Genomic DNA, 18,296 nt, shown 5'->3' on the forward strand with positions numbered 1-18,296 from the left:
GAGCCCACCCACCCGAATCGCCGAGAAGATGAAGTCGGCCCCCCGAATGGCCTCATCCAGATCAGTCGTCGCCGTCACCACCGGCGCAACGTCCGAAGATCCGGAGACGGGCGTCGGCGTGTCTTCGGACGTTAGTGAGAGGGCCTGCTGGCGGAGGACGGTGGCGATTGCGGACAGCCGGCGGGCATCGGTGTCGTAGAGCTTGACCTCGGTGATTCGGCCGGGGCCGTGGTCGTTGAGGAGGGCGTGGTAGACGAGGGGGACCCGGAATCCGCCGCCGCCGAGGATCGTCAGTCTCACGAGATTCCCACCTGTCCGCTCTCCCTGCTCCCGTTATGTCCGAAAACCCGCCGACCACGCACTGCGTCCCTTCGGACGCAAGACGCATGGGGGGTCATGCGAGCACTACCTGTACGCCGGCTTCGGCCAGCTGGACCCGGGTCGCCGTGTCGGCGCCGGGCTCGGTGATGACCGTGTGGAGCTCGGCCGGCTCGCACACGCGGGCGACTCCGTGGCCGGGGAACTTGGTTGCGTCGGCGAGCAGCACCACGCGGTCGGCGGCCTTGATCATCGCTCGTTTGACCGGGACCTCGATCATCGTGCTGTCCATCACGCGACCGTCGGGCCGAACGCCACTCGTGCCGAGGAACAGCCAGTCGACGTGGATCTGCCGCAGGCTCTCCTCGGTCAGATAGCCGACGAGCGATCGGTAGCTCCGCCGTACGAAACCGCCGAGGATGATCAGCTCGATCGACTCGTCGTTCTGCAGCTCTTCGAGCACAGCAAGGTTGCTCGTGACAACAGTCAGTGACCGCCCGTGCAGATGCTGGGCAACCCGCAACGCGGTCGTCCCGATGTCGAGCAGCACGGATTCGCCGTCCTGAACCAGCTCCGCAGCCCGCCGCGCGATTCGGTCCTTCTCAGCGGCATGTACGGCGTTCACATCCGCGAACGGCTCGTCTCCCCCGTCCACGGCGAGAGCGCCGCCGTACACCCGGGTCAACCGGCCTTCGTCGTGCAACTGTTCGAGGTCGCGACGGATCGTCGCCTCGCTGACCCCCAGGCGGGCGGCCAGCACCTTCACACCTCCGGCCCCATCGACCCGGAGTGCGCGCACGATCTCGTCCTGACGCTGCTTCGGCAACACATCACGACCGTATCACGCAAACTCTGTCATTTTCAGTCACAGTCTTGATTAGGTATTGCGCAATCTGACGAAGAGATTCAAGATTCGTGCAGGAGTTTGATCAGACCTGCAGGAGTATGGGGCCAGCTCATGGAAGAGCTTGACGTGGTCGTATCCGGCCTGGTGTTCCAGGACCTGGTGCTCGGCCTGCCCACGCCCCCGCGCCCGGGGACCGAGGTCTGGGCGACCGACTCGCACGAGAGCCCCGGCGGGATCGCAAACTTCGCGGTCGCGCTGGCACGACTCGGCCTGCGCACCGGCATGGCCGCGACCTTCGGCGCCGACGACCTCGGCGACCGGCTCTGGGACAACCTCAGCACCAACGAAGGTATCGATCTCACCCTCTCCCGCAAGGTCCCCGACTGGCCGACCCCACTCACGGTGGCCCTTGCCTACGACAACGATCGTGCGCTGGTCACCCGCGGCAGCGCGCCACCACTGAGCGCCGACGATCTGATCATCACTTCCCCCAAAGCCAAAGCCGTTGCCTCGCACATCGGTCCGTGGCCGAACGACTGGCTCGCCAAGGCAAAGGCCGCCGGCAGTCTGGTGTTCGCCGATGTCGGCTGGGACCCGACCGAGCAGTGGGACCCAGCAGTCCTCGACCAACTCGAGCACTGCGACGTCTTCCTGCCGAACGCGGACGAAGCAATGGCCTACACCCGTACGACGTCGCCCGGCGCGGCGCTGGACGCGCTCGCCACGAAGGTCCCGGTGGTCGTCGTCTCGAACGGCGCGCACGGGGCCGAGGCGATCGACGGCCGCACCGGCGAGCGCATCGCCGTACCGGCCTTCCCTGTCCCGGCGGCGGACACCACCGGGGCGGGTGATGTGTTCGCCGCCGGCTTCATCGCTGCCACGTTGTGGGACCTGCCGCTGGAGCAGCGGGTCCGCTTCGCCGCCCTCACCTCCGCTCTGTCCGTGACCAAGCTAGGCGGCGCCGACGCGGCGCCCCGCTGGGCGGACCTGGCCAGGTGGCAGCAGGAACACCCCGAAGACCGTCACCTTTATGCGCTGATCAGCGCTCACTCAGGAAGGTAAGACCATGGAGCTGTCACGTCGAACGCTGCTTGCTGGGGGCCTCGCAGCCGTGCTCGGCGGCACAGTCGTCGCCTGTTCGTCCGGAATGGACACCGGCTCGACCAAGAAGAACGCCACCGGCAACCTGGCACTGTGGTGCTGGCCGGGCGGTCTGGGCAAGTCCGTCCTGGACGACACCATCGCGCACTTCCCGGACCAGCACATCAAGTACTCCGAGGTCGGCGGCGACTTCAAGCAGAAGCTGCTGACCACGTTCAGCGGCGGTACGTCGATCCCGGACATCACCGGTATCAAGGGTGAGGACATCGCCTCGCTGCTGCCGCAGGCGAGCCGGTTCGTGGACCTGAAGACGATCGGCGCCGACGACGCCTTCCTCGGTCAGTACCTGGAGTGGAAGGTCAAGCAGGCAACGACTCTCGACGGCAAGGTGCTCGGCATCCCGATCGACATCGGCCCGACCGCGCTGTTCTACCGCGAGGACGTCTTCACCGCGGGCGGCCTGCCGGGTGACCCGGCCAAGGTCGGCGAGCAGATGAAGAGCTGGGACGACTTCCTGCAGGCCGGCGTCGAACTGAAGGCGAAGAACCCGAAGGCGTTCATCGTCGCGGACGCGGTCGACATGTACGGCACGATCGTCAACCAGGGCACATCGCGCTATATCGACAAGGACAACAAGTTCATCGGCGACCAGGACCACATCCGCAAGGCGTGGGACACGGTGGTGAAGGCGATCACGCTCAAGGTCGACGGTAAGACGCTCGGCGGATCGAACGACTGGAACGCCGGTCTCGACCAGGGCACGGTGCCGACGGTCGTCGGCGCGGCCTGGGTCGCGCTGGACATCAAGGCCGCCGCGAAGACGAGTGTCGGCAAGTGGCGGGTCGCGCCGACTCCGGGTGGCCCGGCGAACTTCGGTGGCTCGTTCCTGGCGATCACGAAGAACGCCGCCGACCCGAAGGCCGCGTTCGAGGTGATCAAGTACATGCTCAGCCCGGACAACGAGGCCAAGGCGTTCGCGGACGCGCAGATCTTCCCGGCGACGCCGGCGGCGTACGACAAGCCGCAACTGAAGGCCGCGGACCCGTTCTTCGGTGGACAGGTGCCGATCGACGTGTTCGGACCGGCTGCCAAGGACATCCCGATCGCGTACGAGGCCCCGCTGGACGCGGCCATCGCCGTACCGTTCACTGACGCACTGAAGCTGGTGCAGGTCGGTAAGAAGACCTCCGACGCGGCCTGGGCCGAGGCCGTCGAGAAGGCCAAGCAGATCGGCAAACGACAGGGCGTTCAGTGACACTGACCGCTCCGATGAGGCACCGGCGCAGCGTCTGGTCGTACTGGCGGTTCTACCTGGCGCTGTCGCCGTTCTACGTGCTCTTCCTGGTCTTCGGGCTCTACCCGATGGTGTCGACGATCCTGCTCGGCTTCCAGAAGTGGGACGGGTTCAGCGCCCGGCAGTTCGTCGGGTTGCAGAACTTCGCGTTCCTGATCGAGGACAGCACGTTCTGGCTGGCCCTGAAGAACACGATCGTGCTGTTCTTCATGTCCACGGTTCCGACGCTGGCGATCGCGCTCGTGCTGGCGGTGATGCTGAACTCGGCTGTCCGGTTCTCCGGCGTCTACCGGATCGCCTACTTCATCCCGAACATCACGTCGCTGGTGGCCGCCGCGATCTTCTTCGCCGCGGTCTTCAGCACGAACTTCGGGCTGATCAACTCCGGTCTGCGCGCGCTCGGTCTGCCCAGTCAGGACTGGCTCGGGCAACCATGGGGAATCAAGATCGCGATCTCGACGATGATCGTGTGGCAATGGGCCGGGTACAACACGATCATCTATCTGGCCGGACTCCAGTCGATCCCCAAGGAACAGTACGAGGCGGCCAAGGTCGACGGCGCCGGCGCGGTCCGGACGTTCTTCCAGATCACGTTGCCGCAGCTGCGCCCCGTCGTACTGTTCACCGTCGTCACGTCCACGATCGGCGGTCTGCAGACCTTCACCGAACCACAGGTGATGGTCGGCAACAGCGGTGGTGTCGGCCAGAGCGGCATGACGATCGTCATGTACTTCTACAGCCAGGCCTTCCTCAACAACGACTACGGGTACGCCGCGGCCATTGCCCTGAGCATCTTCATGCTGGTGCTGCTGTTCACGGCGATCAACTGGAAGCTGGTCGGCGGAAGGGGTAAGCAGTGAGGTGGCACTGGAAGGGCGTCAGCCTGCACGTCGCGCTGGCGATCGCCGGGATCGCGTCGCTGTTCCCGTTCTACTGGACCTTGGTGATGGCGACGAACACCACCGCCGACATCTACCGGTTCCCGCCGAAGTTCACCCTCGGGTCGCAACTCGACGACAACGTCCGCGCCGTACTGGCGAACGTGGCGTTCTTCCAGTCGATGGGCAACACCTTGGTGGTCGCGGTCTCGACCACGCTGCTGGTGCTGTTCTTCGACTCGCTGGCCGCGTTCACGTTCGCGAAGTTCCGGTTCCCGGGGCGGAACGCGCTGTTCGTGATCCTGCTGGCGACGATGCTGCTGCCCGCGCAGCTCGGCGCGATCCCGCAGTTCCAGACGATGGCGGCGTTCGGCTGGGTCGGCTCTTTGAAGGCGCTGATCATTCCGGCGGCGGCCAATGCCTTCGGCATCTTCTGGCTGCGGCAGTACTTCCAGAGCTCGATCCACGACGAGCTGGTCGAGGCGGCCACCCTGGACGGCTGCGGCTTCTTCGGCGTCTACCGGAACGTGGCGCTGCCGTCGGCCCGGCCGGCGCTCGCGTTCCTGGGCATCTTCACCTTCGTCGGATCCTGGAACGACTACTTCTGGCCGTTGGTCGTGCTGACCAACCCCGACCACCTGACCCTGCAGGTGGCGCTGTCCAGTCTCAACCGTTCGCACGGGGTCGACTACAGCATGGTGATGACCGGTGCACTGATGGCGATGGTCCCGCTGATCGTGATCTTCATCGTCTTCGCCCGGCAGTTCATCAAGGGCGCAACCGAGGGAGCGATCAGGGGCTAAACTCCGGAACCGGAAGCAGCAGCGGTACGTCGGAGGGGCGTCATGGTTGGCAAGCGGGGGCGCGTGATCGGGCGGATCGCACCAGGAATCGTCGGCGAAGTGATGCTGCCGGTCCGTGGTGCCACCGAAGCCTTCTACGCTTACCCCGCGGTCGACGAAGAGATCGAGGTCGGCGCGCAGGTCGTGGTCGTGGACTACGACCCGCCGCGCACGGTCTACGTCTCCCGCGCTCTGTAACCCACGCTGTTGCTTCTGGTTCCCTGGAGGGGAAATGCTCTGGACCTACGTGATCGGTGGCGCTGTTGCCCTGGTCGTACTACTGCTCTTGTTCCGGATGGTCTGGCGGGTCGCCGAACCGAACGAGGCACTCATCATCTCCGGCCTCGGCGCGCACTCGAGCACGGAACAGGTCAACGAGACCCTCGGGTTCAAGATCGTGGTCGGCCGCGGCACCGCGGTGCTGCCCGGTTTTCAGACAGTCCGGCGGTTGCCGCTGGACATCCGCGCCACCCCGCTGACCGTCACCTGTGTGTCCAGCCAGGGTATTCCGCTGCACATCAAGGGCGTCACGGCGTACAAGGTCGGTGACGACTACGGCTCGATCGCGAACGCGGCCCGGCGCTTCCTGGAGCAGAGCGACGAGCAGGTCATGGGCACCATCCACGAGCTGTTCGCCGGTCACCTGCGGGCGATCGTCGGTTCGACCACGGTCGAGGAGATGCTGCACGACCGCGAGACGCTGACCACGAACATCCGGGGCTCGCTGGCCGGTGACATGGAGAAGCTCGGCCTGGTGGTCGACTCGCTGCAGATCCAGGAGACCTGACGCAACCAGCCTCTGACCTGGGCGAACTTGTCCCCTGTGTCCCGTTTGGGCACACCACGGGTGCACCAATTCCCGTAGCCTCTCCGGTGTAGGGAGCACACACCACACCCCGACTCATCACCGGGGATCGGAGAGCAGGAGGCAACTGGCATGGCCAGTGTTGTGAAGCGGGTAGGCAAGACCGGCACGTCATGGCAAGTGAAGTGGCGCTACAGCGGGCGCAGGACGGGCGCAGGGCAGTCGGTGACCCTGGACAGCGAGCGGGACGCAAAGCGGCTGAAAGCGGCTGTGGAGGTCCGGGGACACATGGTCTACGACACCGACCCCGAAGTGCTCGACCGCAGCATCATCGGAATCAGGCCGACGACCCCCGGCGAGCAGCCGGCCGTAGGCGGGCCGACCTTTGAAGCTGTCATGGATGAGTGGCTGGACCAGCACGAGGGACGCGGCAGCACGGTCCGCACGCACCGGGCGCGGAAGTGCCAGCTCAGTGCGTGGCTTGCCGTGCCGATCGAGTCCCTGACCGACAGCGACGCCGAGGCGCTGAAGAACGACCTGAGCAAGCGCGGGCTTGCACCGCGCCCGGCTCTCAGTACAGCCAAGGCGGTTTGCACCTACGCGGTGAAGCGGCGGCTGATCCCCGGCAACCCGTTCGCGACGGTGAAGATCCATCGGCCGGACCTCAAGGCATGGCACCGGCTGTCAGAGGAGGACTTCGCCCTGCTGATCAAGCACGCCAAGACCGGCGACATGCGACTGATGATCGAGACGGCGTATGAGTCCGGTCTCCGCGAGGGCGAGTTGTGCGCGCTCAAACCAGAGCGTGTCATCATCCGCAAGGGCCGCGCGTGGCTGGCGGTCCGGCTGACCGCGACCCGCACCGACGATGGCGGCTGGGCCACTGGCGAGCCGAAGACCGACAACGGCATCCGCGATGTGGAGATTCCGCTCGACCTGGGCCAGCGGTTGAAGGCCCACGGCAACAAGCACTGGACGTTCCCGAGTCGGACCGGCCGCATGCTCTCGCCGGGGACGGTGCAAACCCGCTGGCGGCGGCTGCGGGAGAAGATCGCGCCTCTGGGCTTCTCGGTGCCTGAGGCCCGCTTCCACGACATCCGGCACACGTTCGCGTCGGACGCGCTGGACGCCGGGGCCGACGACCTCGGTGTCAGCAGGGATGTGGGTCACTCATCCATCCAGATCACGCACGACATCTACGGGCACCCGAGCGAGCGCAAGGGCAACGAACGCATGCAGAAGCTGCAAGCCTGGAGGGCTCAGACCGCACCGGCCGATCGCCACCTCAAGGCTGTCAGCTAGCCCGATGTGTCCCTAATGTCCCGTAACGGGCTCTCCTGGCCGCGAATTGTGGCCAGGGGAGCCTTTTTTGCGGTAGGCATTTACCTAGCACTTACTAACACACCGGAAGGGAGCACCCCTAGATGGACGTGAAATGGGCTGACCGCGACGACGCCGCATCATGGGCCGCAGGCAAGAGTAAGGGCGTCCTGAAGTGTCGTCTGACGCAAAGCCACTGGTGGGATGGCTGGGCAGCGAGGCCGCTAACGGAGGAGCCGAAGGTTCGCGGCTACAACGGGATCACGCGCAAGACGGAGTGGCGGCACCTGCTGCTCCAGACGGCGCGATGCGTTCGCTGCAAGAAGGTCTACTGCGACTTCACCATCCACCCGTTCACCGGGGAGGCCATCCAGCGGTCTGCCCCACGCTACGAGGAGGGCTACTTGATGGACCCCGGCACAGGTCGTCTGGGTGCCGACAGCAAGGGCGCGCTGCGCCTGATGGTGCTGGCGGTGGAAGAGGAACGCCCGCAGTTGCGGCGGGTGGTCTGATGGGGTCGCGAGTCGTAGTCATCCGCTGGTGCGACAACCACGACGGGAGCCAGGACTTCCCCGCCGAGGAACGGACCTACTTAGGGGCCGACGGCAAGCCTCGCCTAGCCGACACCTGCGACCCCTGCGACGAGAACATGACCAACGGACAGATCCGCAGGTACGTCGCGGAGTTCGGCCGCGTGGTCCCCGTTGAAGCGAGGGGCAAGGCATCCGGCCGGGTGAGGCCGAACAGTCCGGAGCACAACGCGATGCACGCAACGCTGACCGGCACCCGCAAGGGCCGCAAACCTGCGGACGGCGGCGAGCGCGAGCACTACTGCCTGTGGTGCCCACTCAACTACGCGGCCAGCTCTGGTTGGGCCAAGCACGTCAAAGACCTGCACGGCTTCGATTCATCGCTCGATGCTCTCGGCACTGTCTGCCCGGTCTGCGGACAGGAGGACGTGGAAATCATGGGCGGGCATGCCGTGCGGACTCACGCCGCCATCGCCACCACGGCAACAGCTCTGTTCCTGTGGGCACGGGACAACGACGACCCGCACGGCATCTACGCGCAGCGGCGAGCCCTCGGCCGCAATGTCCAAGAGATCGCGGCGGCCTAGTGCTCGGCTGGCTCGTCACCTACGTGTTGGTGCCAGCGGTCGTCAGCCTGGTTGTCAGCCTGGCTGTGGTTCGCAGGCAGCGGTAGCAACGCAAAACACCCCCCACCCTTGCGCCGTCCCGCGCGGGTGGGGGGTGTTTTCGTTGGTCGACGTTACCGGGTCGGGGTGGGACTCGGTAGGGGTGTCGGGTTGGGCGAGTCGCAGTCGCGGTCGGCGTACACCGTGGCCAGGTACGCCCGGAAGGTCGCGGCCTGGCGGCGCTGCTCGGCTGTGAGGTTTGCGGTGCTGCGGATGGTGAGGTCCAAGACGTAGGTCCACATCTGCCGAGTGACGCGGCGTGCCTCGTTGCCGCTCTCACAAGTCACCTTGGCCGCCTGGGCATTGCGAGCCGCCAGGCTGTTGGCTTCCTCGGCGCGCCGGGTGGCCTCGCGGGTGTCGGCGGCAACGAACACCACGACGATTGACAGGGCGACCACCAGTGCCAGTACGACGACGATGCCGACAACGGCGGCCTTGACGCGACGTTGACTGACCGCGAGGGCGGACACGGCCTGGCTCAGTCGATCGACGCCGGCCGTCAGGTCTGTCGCCTGGCGGGCGAGGTCCGGATCGGTCACTGGTTGCCTCCTTGTAGGCGCTGCTGGTCTGTTGCGGCACGCAACTTCTCGGTGAAGTCGCGCAGGTTAGCCACGGTCTGGTCTAGCGTGGCCAGCAGGTTGTTGGTGTCGCGGATCAACCCGGCTGGCACATCAGGTACGCGGGCGCTCATCAATCCCCTCCGCAGGCGGAACAACTTCCCTCAACTGCTCGATGTAGCTGTCCAGCTTGCCGACCGCGCCCAGCAGGTCTTCGCGCAACGCCTGCGAGCTGGCCAGCAGCGCCTTGGCGTTCGCGATCTCGTCTTTGGTCGGTCCGGGCATGGTTACCTCCGTCGTTGCTCTTGCAGGGCATCGGAGATCGCCTTCGTTGCCTCGTGGAGGATCGGCAGCATCTTCTCCTGGATCACAGCATTCAGGCGCTGCACCTCGGCCTCCATCCGGTCGGCCCGTTCCTTCTCCCGCTCATGCGCCTGCGTCTCGCGCTGGAACAGGGTCCGGACGGCGAAGCCCGCAAAGATCACCATGACGCCGAGAGCGCCGTACTGCGCCAGGATCGGCGTCGTGTCCATGCATCACGCCGCCTGGTTGTCGGTCCAGTCGGCGGGCGGCTCCGCGGGCGGTTCCGGCTCTGGCTCCTTCGCAGTCGGCGTGACCTGGCTCCGAGTGACCAGCGCCATGACGGCGGCGGACACGGCCAGGATCGCGCCCACCTGCTCGGTAGACAGGCCGAAGCCGAGCGACACCGCCAGGGCGATGATGGCCTGGACGACACCGAGGATCAACGCTGGTTCGCGCTTCCAGATCATGAGTTCTCCTCTGCGTGCATGTCGGGCGGGCGCTACGCCTGGACGCGGTAGCCAGCGAGTCGGCGCAGCATGTCCGCCGTCTTCGGTCCGGGAATGCCGTCCGCGACGAGCCCATACGCCTTCTGGAATCGCTGGGTCAGGGAAAGGAAGGTCTCCCGGCCGTCGTACTTGACGCCCTTGCGGGTCAGGAGAATTCCGTAGCTTCGGCGGTACCACGACACCCAATGCGCCTCGCTCGCGGACAGGGACTCAGTGGGCTTCTGACCGGCGCGGGCCGCCTTGTCGATGCGCCACTGCTTCATCAGCAGGGACAGGTCGAGCGGCGGGGCTACCGCTGCGGGCGCGGGGTTGAGCAGCGCCTTGGCCTTGGCCAGGTGGGCGGCGACATCAGCCGGGCGGCCGATGTACTCAAAGTGCATGGCGTCCGGCCGGTTCTCATACCGGCCGCCCCAGTAGAACCCGCACGACTCCCACGCACTGACCACCCTCGGAGGCAGGTCGGTCTTGAACGTCGAGCCCATCGGGTTGGACAGGCTGTTGATGTCCACGGCCAGGCCCCAGGAGTGGTTGCTCGGGGTTTTGGTCCCTCGGATCGGTCGGTTGGCAAACCCCCAGGTCTGGCCGACCTTGACGTCATAGCCCAGCTTCTCCGTGACCTGGAGCAGGGTCTGTACGAGTGCAGCGATCTCGCGCCGCACGCGCACCTTGACCCCGGCCGCCGCAACGGTGGCCATCTTGGATTCCTGAGCATTGGGCCAGCCTGGACCCCAGCCGCGCGCCTGCGCATTGTTGCGGGAGGCACCAGCATGGGGGTTGGCCCCATAGGCGGAACGGGCTGCCATGGTGGTGCCTCCCGTTCGTCAGTGGTCGGTCTCGGCCGGGGTGGTATCCGGCTCGGGCTCGGCCTGCGGCTGCTCGCCGGCCGTCTGGCTCGGCTCCGTCCCCTCGACCTCGACCACGCCGCCAGTCGGCGTCGGATCGGCGGTGGGGGCAGCGGTGTCCTTCTCCTCGCGAGGGTTGGTCTCGAACACGCCCATGGCGATTTCTCCTTACTCAGTTGGGGTTTCCGGAGTCGGCTCCGGGGTGAGATTGCGCGGCACCCAAGGCGCATCGCGCAAAGTCCAGCCGTAGTACCAAGCGCAGTTCTCGGCGTGGTAGCCAACGCCACCCCACGGCTGGAGGCCGACCGTCGCGCCGTCGCAGGCTCCGCACAGCTCGGCCTGGGAGGTCCCGGCGAGCAGGCGCTCCACAGCGGCGGGACTGTTCACGATCGGGTCCGGGACCTCGATATTGAGGCACGTCGGACCGTCGATCTTCGCCTCAGTCACCTGCCAGTAGATGGTGTTGTCATCGCGCGATGCGCGGAAGTTGACCCACATGTAGCGGCTTCCTCCTTAGGTGGCCTGGATCAGCCAGGCGGCCAGCGAGCAGTAGTAGGGCGTCAGGACGGTGCCGATGGCCGCGCTGTGGTTCTGGAAGGCGTGCAGGGTGATCGGGTCACCGGCCGCCAGCGGGCCGTGCCAGGTCGTTTGCGCGACGGTCGCAAGGCTGTTGGTGGTCACCTGGTCGACGGCCATGAAGTTGAGATCCGTGGCCGCGCCCTGCCGGATTCCGACACGGCGGTAGGTGTTGGCCGCGCCCGCGATGTACTGGAAAGCGAGTTGGCCGATCACGCAGTAGATGCCCGCGACCGGGGCCACCAGGCGGTTGTTCGCGGCATCGGCCATGCCGCCTTGGCTGTGCACGACGGTCGGCAACAGGACCTGCGTCGAGACGGCGGCGGGGATGTTCTGTACGGCGTTCTGCTTGAGCATCGCGGACGGCTTGGGGACCGCCCACACTGCTTCGATGCGGTCGGCAAGGGCTTGGAACGCTGCGGGTCCGTCCGGGGCCTCGGTGAGCAGCGGGTACGGCAGTGCGTTCTTCGCTGTGTAGTTGGGCACGACGCCTCCGTTCAGGCGGGCAGGGTGATGTTGGTTGTCCGGGTGTTGAGGGAGAACTCACCGGCCGGGGTGAGCGGGATGGTGAGGCTGTCGATCACCCGTGTGGAGGTCGTGCCATCAGGCAGGGCGACAGTCACGGCATCGCCGGGGCGAAGTGCCGGGTTTGGCGCGATCGACAGGTCGACCGACGACGACAGGCCGAGCGAGCGGGCCAGGAGCTGGCGCGCGGCGGCGAGGCAGGCGGCCTCGGTCTGAAGGGTCTCGACCTGCTGAATCAGCGTGCGGCGGCCGAAGGTACGCACGTAGGTGGGGCTGGTCGGCGTGGTGTCCTCGGCGTAGCCGTAGGGGTCGGCGAACACCTCGGAGGCGGCCTTGCCCTGCACGCTGACGGCGTTGTAGACGTTCTCGCGGGTGACCGTGTGTTCCCAGTCGGCCAGCGATCCGGCCTCGCCATAGTCCACGGTCCACACCGGGGCCGGGGCGACCATGTCCGGGCTCGGGGCAACGATCAGACGGGAGTCGTTGTACGAGGCGTACACCTCGGCGTTGAGCTGGTAGGCCAGTTGCTGGATCGCATTCCAGCGGTCCTCATCTACCTCGGTCGCGGGCACGGCGGCATCCACGACGCCGGGCAGCACGTTGAGCGTGGCGGGCCGGTTGATGACCCCGGCATTCCAGGTCGCGGCCCAGGGTTCGGCGGCGAGCATGGCGATGAGGTCGAGCGCCGATGGGCCTTGGATCGTCCGCTTGGTCGGGAACTTGGCGTCCGCGATGACCAGCGACCGGTCGAAGGCGCGGACGCTCAGCATTTCCTTGCTGTCCCAGGTGACCTCAGTCAGGAACGCCTGCGCCAGCGGGACGGTCTCTTCCTTGCCATCGGCAAACAGGATTCCGCGGTACACCTGCACTTGCGTGCTGTACGGGGTCAGCGTGGAGTCGCCCAGGAATCCGGCGATGTCGCGACGAGCGATGGACAGATCGACCTGTGCACGGACCTGCGCGGTGCGGTCCAGGCTGACCGAGCCTCCGGCGATCGGCACGCGGTTCACGCGCCGGTTGCCGGAGAACAGGTCGACGTAGGCAACCATGCGATGGGACTGGCGTACGGCCTTGAGGAACCGCTCCGATACCGGGTACATCAGCCCACCGCAAACGGGGTCCGGTACACGTCGAGCCAGGTCGCGCGTTGCGTCTTGACGGCCTGCCAGTCGGCCGCTCCGGTGAGCACCTGCTGCCAGGTGTTGTCCCGGCCGGACACGAGGCGGCCAATGGGCGACGAGGTCTCCACGAACTCCAGGGAGAACCGTCGTTTGGGGAACATGCCGAGCCGGGTAACCCGCGCCTCGGTGGCCTTCTGCACCACGAGGTAGAGATTGCCGACGCCGAACTCTCGGGTGGTCCGGAGCAACAGGACATCGCCGTTCTCGAGCAGCCCCCACAGCGCGTCCCGGTCGTCCAGGGTCTCGGTGTTGATGCGGACCTCGCCGCGCCGAGAGCCACGGGTGCCGGTGACCACGACGGGCAGCGTGCGGCCGACCATGTCGAACACGCCGACCTCGGCCGGCCGTTCGATCTCATCGAGCCCATCGACCCACGCGAGAATCGCGCTGGCCGGGTCCACGGCGTTGCTGATCCACGCGCGGCCATACCCCTTGGCCTCCAGGCGGATGGTCGCGCTGTTGGTGGTGACGGTCTCAGGGTTACCGGTGCGGGTGAAGGTCGCGGTGTAGAACATGTCAACGCCGAGCGGGGCCTCATAGTCGAACCCGATCCAGCCGCCATTGTTCAGGGCTGCGTTCTCGCCGTCGCGGATCACTGTGGTGTCGCTGCCCACGGTGCGGGTGATGGTGACCCAGTTGAAGCGGAACGGCGCGAACGCCTCCAGGAGCACACCGCCGCTGGCCTGCCGGGGCTCGGCGTACAGGGTGATGGCGGTGGGCTCGCCAGGGTTGTCCTTGAGCGCCTGCCAGGTCGCCAGGCTGGTCTTGACTTCCTGCCAGTCATGGCGGGCGTAGACGACCTGCCGCCAGGTGCTCATACCGTGGTCCTCCGCAGGTTCTTGTCGGCCAGCTTGGTATTCGCCGCCTTGACCTCGGTCCGGGCAATGTCGGTGATCTCGCGGTCACCGATGAACACCCGAAGCTGACCGATGGCGAGCTGCGGGCCGAACCCGTTGGGCAGCGGCGTGGCGGTGCCAAGCGCGGGTCCGTTGATCGAGAGCTGGGCGCGGTCGACCAGTGGCTGCGAGCGCTCCAGGCCGAGCGCCAGACCGGCCCCGGTGCTCATGCCGATGTCGCGGAACACCCGCGACGGCGACTTGATCTTGAGCGTCTTCTTGAGCGCGGCAACCATCGAATTCGCCAGGCCGGTGAGGTAGGTCTCCAACTGCTTGCGCTTGGCCTGCAAGCCCTTGAGCAGCCCCTCGGCGGCCTTGATCCCGGCGTCGTACATGCCGCCCGCCACGAGGTTGCCGGTCTGGCTGGCAACCGAGCCGATCTGGGCATAGGTGGAGTTGAGTTGCTTCACCTGCGCCGGGGTGGACTTGAGCAGTACGTCGGCCATCTGGCCACCGGCTACAGCACCCTGTGCGGCGATCTGCTGCACCACATCGGCATTCAGGCCCTTCTTCAGCAGAGCCGCCATCTTGTTCTTGAAATCCGTTACAGCCTTGAGGTTCTGGCCGAGTCGGGCGATGACGGCAGCCGGGTCCGGCGCGATGCCCGCCATCATCTGGCCGAACAGGTCGCGTGCCCCGAGCCCGACATCCGCGACCGACTTGGCCACCTCTGCACGGAGGTTCTTCAGGTTCTTGATCTGGTCCGTCGTCGTAGCGATACGGGCGTTGAGCAGGTCGAGAGCCTTGCGGGCCGGAGCCAGCTTGGTGTTGTACGCCTTGCTGATCGCGGCCACCATCTTGTTGCGCTGGGCATTGATCAGCTTGATTTCGGCAGCCGACAGAGTCGACCCGCGCTGAAGGTCGGCGGTGATGTCCCGCAGGCGGGCGCGCGCCTCGGCGTCGGCTCGGCGCAGGACCGCAAGCTGCGCGCCCGAAAGCCCTGCCCGGCCTGCCTTCTTGGCCTTCTTGTCGGCCGACAGGCGCGCGGCGTTGTTCGCCAGCGTCCGCAGAAGACTCGTCTGCTGGCTGACCAGCTTGGTCCGCTCGGCTGGGGTGATGCGAGCACCCTCGATCAGCTTCGCGGCCGAGTCGCGGATCGCGGCCATCAGGGCAACCGTGGCCTGCTTCGCCTTGCCCGAGTCGGCCTGGAGGCCCTTCACGAAACCGGCAAGGGTGTTCTTCCCGATCTCGATGAACACCTTGGACGGCGAACTGATGCCCAGGGCACCCTTCGCCGCGCTGACGGCACTGGAGACGACCTCTCGCGCCTTGCCTGCAACGGCTCCAGCCATGGACGAGATACCGCTCATGAGTCCACGGATCAGGTCGGCACCGGCCGACACAAGCCAACTGCCTGCGCCGGACACTGCGCCGGTCACCTTGCCCCGCAGGGATGCGACCGCTGACACGGCATTGGACACGCCGTTGCGGAAGGCAGCGACCGCCGACGACCAGGCCCCGGAGATCGCGGACTTGATCGTGGACATGGCCGAGGACACCGCGCCGCGGATCGTGGAAAAGGCACCCGAGACCGCGCCCCGAATGGTGGCCATGGCCCCGGTGATGATGCCGCGAATCGCGCCAAAATCGCCTGTTACAAGGGCTTTCACGACCCGAACCACGGTCATGATGATGGTCCGGCCGATGGTAAATCCGGCTCGGACGACGGCGGCGATCGAGGTCAGGGCAGCCCGGATCACGGCGACGTAGATGGTGAAGTACGTCCGGATTACTGAGCCGATCACCGAGACGGCCCGCGAGATGAACGGGCCGATGAACCCCCAGACCGCAGTCACCACAGCGCGCACGGCATTCAGGTTGCTGACGACAACAGACCGGATCGCGTTGAAAACGGCCATCACGACCGTGCGGAAGGTGGAGCTGCGGGTCCAGGCCAGGTAGATGGCCCCGGCCAGCAACGCGAGCCCGGCCACCAGGAGGCCAATCGGGTTGGCGGTCATGGCCGCGTTGAGCGCCCACTGCACGACCGTCCAGGCGGCCATGGCTGCCCGAATGACGAGGGTCTTGGCTGCGGCCAGCGCCGACTGAATCCCAACCAGGGCGATGGATGCGGCCACCCGCGCATTCATGGCGATGATCTGCAGACCGGCTGCGGCACCGCGCCCGAGGGCTGCACCGTACCGTCCGATGGCAGTGCCGGCCGTGGCGGCACCGCGACCGATGGACGCGCCGATGCTGGCTCCGGTCTGCGCGGCGCGGCTGGCGAAGCCGGACAGTGCCGTGCCTGCACTTCGTACGCCGGTAGCGATCTTGGAGCCCAACTGGAGGAAGGTCTCCTGCACGGTGTAGCCGAACTTGGTCAACTTGGACTGCGTGTTGACCGCGCCCACTCCGATGCCGGTCCAGGCGGTCGAGAGGCCGGAAGCCATCTTCGCGCCGATGCCGCGCATCGAGTCGGCCAGAAGCATGCCCTTGAGCCGGATCGTGTCGAAGGTGCCGCTGACGCCGCCCTGCGACTTGATGCCTGCGGCACCCAGCTTGCCGATGGCAAGCCCGAGCTGAGTGATGCCGGTGACGGAGCCGACGAACCGGATCGCGGCCAGGGTGCCGAGCACACCGGCCAGGCTCGCGATGGTCTGCGTGCCACCGGGCACGGACGTGACGAAGTTGGCCAGGGCCTGGGTCATGGACGCCAGCGAGCCGACGAATGCGGCCAGCGCACCGCCAGCATTCATTTGCTGGAGCGCTGCGCCGATCTGGGCAAAGCCGGTGATGACCTGCTCTCCGACGCCCGTGGCGTTCAACTGCTGGAGCAGGCCAAGTAGCGGCTGGATCGCGGCCCGGATGTTGGCGATGGTCTGCGAGGGGTCCGACGTACCGGCCAGGCCACCGAAAGCGCGAGCTACGTCGCCGATCAGGCGACCGAACTCGATCATGGTTTCCTTGCCCTCGGCGAACCACTTCTGGAGGGCGGACTTGCCCTGGAGCGAACTCGTCCACTTGGCGAACCGGGCAGTCAGGTTGTTGATCAGGACCAGCAGCGAGTCCCCGGTTCCCTTGCCCTGCTTGAAGATGTTGCCGAGCGCAATGGCCAGGTTCTTCGAGATCGAGAGCAGCAGCTTCGCCGACGCGAACGCGCCGCGCATGAATACCGTGATCTGGTTTTGGCCCTTGGCGCTGGCCGCCCACCTGGCGAACGACAGGGCGATGTTGTTCACGGTGCGCGACAGCTGTACGCCGAACGGGAGAAGCGGGATCAGGGCGCTACGTGCCCCGGAGAACGCCCGGATGGCAGCCGAGCCCATCAGCTTGAGAATGGTGTTGTTCGCGCCCATGATGCGGCCCCAGTCCCGCATGGCGTGCGCCGTGGTGTTCGCGGCGACGAACGCCTTACCCAGCCGGTTGACTGTGGTCGCGCTGGTGTTCAACTGGCGCGTCAGCAGGGGCAGCACGCGGCCGGCCGTGGTGCGCATGACCCCGGCGACCCCGGCGAACATGCGCTGCTGGACACCTAGCCGCAGCTTCTGAAACGCCGGGTACAGCTTGAGCGTTTCGCCGACGACCTGGCGTGCGGCCGGTGCCAGGTTCTTCATGCTGGCGGTCAGCTTCTTCTGCTGCGCCTCGGTCAGCTTCTCACCGGCACCCAGCGCGGCCTGTGCCTTGAACGCTTCCTTGAAGGCGTCTTCCATGCCAACGGTCGCGATCTTGGTCACGCCGATGCCCTGGGCCAGCGCGGTGTAGATCGGGATGGCGGCAGCGGCCGAACCGCCAGCGTAGGCAGCCGACGAACCGAGCGCGGTGAGTCCCGCGGCCAGTCCGGAGGTTGCCGCCGACAACGGTCCGGCCAGTACCGCCCCGAGCCCGACCAGGATGCCGGTACGGCCGATCGATGAGGCGATGCCCGACTGCATGGCGTTGCCGAACCGCAGGCCGGTGTTGCGTCCGTGCTTGTCCGCCTGGCCGGATACTCCGGCCATCTGCGCCTTGAGCCAGGTACCGAACTTGTCGGTATCCGGCTTGACCTCTACGTAGGCGTCACCGACCTTGCCCATGGCTCACCTCCCGGCTGAGAAGAAGGCCATGACCTCGGCCTCATTGGGCTGTCGCGGCTTCGCGGGCGCGACAGCATCGCCCTTGTAGGGCTCAGGTCTGGGGACCTTGAGGGGTCGCGGCAGGCGCTTCACGCCACCGGCCGCGAGGGTTGCGCGGAACTGCGCATGTGCCAGCTCGACCAGAGCCGCCGCCAACTCCCGGTCGTCGTTCCAGTTGCTGTTCACTTCCCGGCTGACAGCCGAGTCGGGGGGCAGGTGAGCGAGGAACGACAGCAGCCGCCGCACGCCCACCCTGCC

The 18,296-nt window shown here is 66.6% G+C and carries 24 protein-coding genes; 9 read left to right on the forward strand and 15 right to left on the reverse strand.

Going from position 1 to position 18,296, the window contains the following annotated elements; genetic code table 11:
• Together E1261_RS30830 and E1261_RS30835 are read right to left on the reverse strand one after the other, a co-directional pair.
• Nucleotides 1-300 (reverse strand): family 4 glycosyl hydrolase (locus tag E1261_RS30830; protein WP_476703274.1); only part of this gene is annotated, 300 nt, incomplete at its 3' end.
• 94 nt (nucleotides 301-394) lie between these two features.
• Complete coding sequence (locus tag E1261_RS30835) at nucleotides 395-1,147, reverse strand: DeoR/GlpR family DNA-binding transcription regulator (RefSeq protein WP_132412762.1); 753 nt, start codon at nucleotides 1,145-1,147, stop codon at nucleotides 395-397.
• A gap of 129 nt (nucleotides 1,148-1,276) precedes the next feature.
• On the opposite strand from E1261_RS30835, the gene E1261_RS30840 reads away from it, so the two are divergent.
• From E1261_RS30840 to E1261_RS30880, 9 genes are all read left to right on the forward strand, one after another.
• Nucleotides 1,277-2,227 (forward strand): carbohydrate kinase family protein, encoded by a 951-nt coding sequence (locus E1261_RS30840; RefSeq protein WP_132412764.1) that lies wholly within the window; start codon nucleotides 1,277-1,279, stop codon nucleotides 2,225-2,227.
• 4 nt (nucleotides 2,228-2,231) lie between these two features.
• Complete coding sequence (locus tag E1261_RS30845; RefSeq protein ID WP_132412766.1) at nucleotides 2,232-3,521, forward strand: ABC transporter substrate-binding protein; 1,290 nt, start codon at nucleotides 2,232-2,234, stop codon at nucleotides 3,519-3,521.
• A 14-nt stretch (nucleotides 3,522-3,535) separates the two neighbouring features.
• Complete coding sequence (locus E1261_RS30850; protein ID WP_132412768.1) at nucleotides 3,536-4,420, forward strand: carbohydrate ABC transporter permease; 885 nt, start codon at nucleotides 3,536-3,538, stop codon at nucleotides 4,418-4,420.
• Nucleotides 4,417-5,241 (forward strand): carbohydrate ABC transporter permease, encoded by an 825-nt coding sequence (locus E1261_RS30855; RefSeq protein ID WP_132412770.1) that lies wholly within the window; start codon nucleotides 4,417-4,419, stop codon nucleotides 5,239-5,241. The genes E1261_RS30850 and E1261_RS30855 overlap by 4 nt, the downstream gene beginning before the upstream one ends.
• Before the next feature lie 42 nt (nucleotides 5,242-5,283).
• A complete protein-coding gene (locus tag E1261_RS30860) occupies nucleotides 5,284-5,478 on the forward strand; it encodes a hypothetical protein (protein WP_132412772.1) in 195 nt (64 codons plus the stop codon).
• A gap of 34 nt (nucleotides 5,479-5,512) precedes the next feature.
• Nucleotides 5,513-6,067 carry a flotillin family protein gene (locus E1261_RS30865; RefSeq protein WP_238176536.1) on the forward strand — a complete coding sequence of 185 codons (555 nt, stop codon included), beginning with the start codon at nucleotides 5,513-5,515 and terminating at the stop codon, nucleotides 6,065-6,067.
• A gap of 150 nt (nucleotides 6,068-6,217) precedes the next feature.
• On the forward strand, nucleotides 6,218-7,387 hold the full coding sequence (locus tag E1261_RS30870) for a tyrosine-type recombinase/integrase (protein ID WP_132412774.1): 1,170 nt from the start codon (nucleotides 6,218-6,220) through the stop codon (nucleotides 7,385-7,387).
• A 122-nt stretch (nucleotides 7,388-7,509) separates the two neighbouring features.
• Nucleotides 7,510-7,917 (forward strand): hypothetical protein, encoded by a 408-nt coding sequence (locus E1261_RS30875; RefSeq protein ID WP_132412776.1) that lies wholly within the window; start codon nucleotides 7,510-7,512, stop codon nucleotides 7,915-7,917.
• Nucleotides 7,917-8,522 (forward strand): hypothetical protein, encoded by a 606-nt coding sequence (locus tag E1261_RS30880; RefSeq protein WP_132412778.1) that lies wholly within the window; start codon nucleotides 7,917-7,919, stop codon nucleotides 8,520-8,522. Before E1261_RS30875 ends, E1261_RS30880 begins: the two co-directional genes overlap by 1 nt.
• Before the next feature lie 152 nt (nucleotides 8,523-8,674).
• On the opposite strand, the gene E1261_RS30885 is transcribed toward E1261_RS30880, so the two are convergent.
• The 13 genes from E1261_RS30885 to E1261_RS45500 all read right to left on the reverse strand — a co-directional run.
• Nucleotides 8,675-9,139 (reverse strand): hypothetical protein, encoded by a 465-nt coding sequence (locus tag E1261_RS30885; RefSeq protein WP_132412780.1) that lies wholly within the window; start codon nucleotides 9,137-9,139, stop codon nucleotides 8,675-8,677.
• Nucleotides 9,136-9,291, reverse strand: coding sequence for a hypothetical protein (locus tag E1261_RS45485; protein ID WP_165952706.1), 156 nt, complete (start codon nucleotides 9,289-9,291; stop codon nucleotides 9,136-9,138). Before E1261_RS45485 ends, E1261_RS30885 begins: the two co-directional genes overlap by 4 nt.
• Nucleotides 9,272-9,442 (reverse strand): hypothetical protein, encoded by a 171-nt coding sequence (locus E1261_RS45490; protein WP_165952707.1) that lies wholly within the window; start codon nucleotides 9,440-9,442, stop codon nucleotides 9,272-9,274. Before E1261_RS45490 ends, E1261_RS45485 begins: the two co-directional genes overlap by 20 nt.
• Before the next feature lie 2 nt (nucleotides 9,443-9,444).
• Nucleotides 9,445-9,690 carry a hypothetical protein gene (locus E1261_RS30890; protein WP_132412782.1) on the reverse strand — a complete coding sequence of 82 codons (246 nt, stop codon included), beginning with the start codon at nucleotides 9,688-9,690 and terminating at the stop codon, nucleotides 9,445-9,447.
• A gap of 3 nt (nucleotides 9,691-9,693) precedes the next feature.
• Nucleotides 9,694-9,927, reverse strand: coding sequence for a hypothetical protein (locus tag E1261_RS30895; protein ID WP_132412784.1), 234 nt, complete (start codon nucleotides 9,925-9,927; stop codon nucleotides 9,694-9,696).
• Between the two features lie 32 nt (nucleotides 9,928-9,959).
• A complete protein-coding gene (locus E1261_RS30900; RefSeq protein ID WP_165952708.1) occupies nucleotides 9,960-10,661 on the reverse strand; it encodes a M15 family metallopeptidase in 702 nt (233 codons plus the stop codon).
• Between the two features lie 126 nt (nucleotides 10,662-10,787).
• Nucleotides 10,788-10,964 carry a hypothetical protein gene (locus E1261_RS45495; RefSeq protein WP_165952709.1) on the reverse strand — a complete coding sequence of 59 codons (177 nt, stop codon included), beginning with the start codon at nucleotides 10,962-10,964 and terminating at the stop codon, nucleotides 10,788-10,790.
• A gap of 12 nt (nucleotides 10,965-10,976) precedes the next feature.
• On the reverse strand, nucleotides 10,977-11,306 hold the full coding sequence (locus E1261_RS30905) for a hypothetical protein (RefSeq protein ID WP_132412788.1): 330 nt from the start codon (nucleotides 11,304-11,306) through the stop codon (nucleotides 10,977-10,979).
• 15 nt (nucleotides 11,307-11,321) lie between these two features.
• Nucleotides 11,322-11,870 (reverse strand): hypothetical protein, encoded by a 549-nt coding sequence (locus E1261_RS30910; RefSeq protein WP_132412790.1) that lies wholly within the window; start codon nucleotides 11,868-11,870, stop codon nucleotides 11,322-11,324.
• An 11-nt stretch (nucleotides 11,871-11,881) separates the two neighbouring features.
• Nucleotides 11,882-13,009, reverse strand: a complete 1,128-nt coding sequence (locus E1261_RS30915) for a DUF5047 domain-containing protein (RefSeq protein ID WP_132412792.1) — start codon at nucleotides 13,007-13,009, stop codon at nucleotides 11,882-11,884.
• On the reverse strand, nucleotides 13,009-13,908 hold the full coding sequence (locus tag E1261_RS30920) for a hypothetical protein (protein ID WP_165952710.1): 900 nt from the start codon (nucleotides 13,906-13,908) through the stop codon (nucleotides 13,009-13,011). The genes E1261_RS30915 and E1261_RS30920 overlap by 1 nt, the downstream gene beginning before the upstream one ends.
• Complete coding sequence (locus E1261_RS30930) at nucleotides 13,905-17,999, reverse strand: phage tail protein (protein ID WP_132412798.1); 4,095 nt, start codon at nucleotides 17,997-17,999, stop codon at nucleotides 13,905-13,907. Before E1261_RS30930 ends, E1261_RS30920 begins: the two co-directional genes overlap by 4 nt.
• Nucleotides 18,000-18,002: 3 nt before the next feature.
• Nucleotides 18,003-18,296 (reverse strand): hypothetical protein (locus E1261_RS45500; RefSeq protein WP_165952711.1); only part of this gene is annotated, 294 nt, incomplete at its 5' end.

Origin of the sequence: Kribbella albertanoniae (assembly GCF_004348455.1) — a bacterium.
Lineage (GTDB): Bacteria > Actinomycetota > Actinomycetes > Propionibacteriales > Kribbellaceae > Kribbella > Kribbella albertanoniae.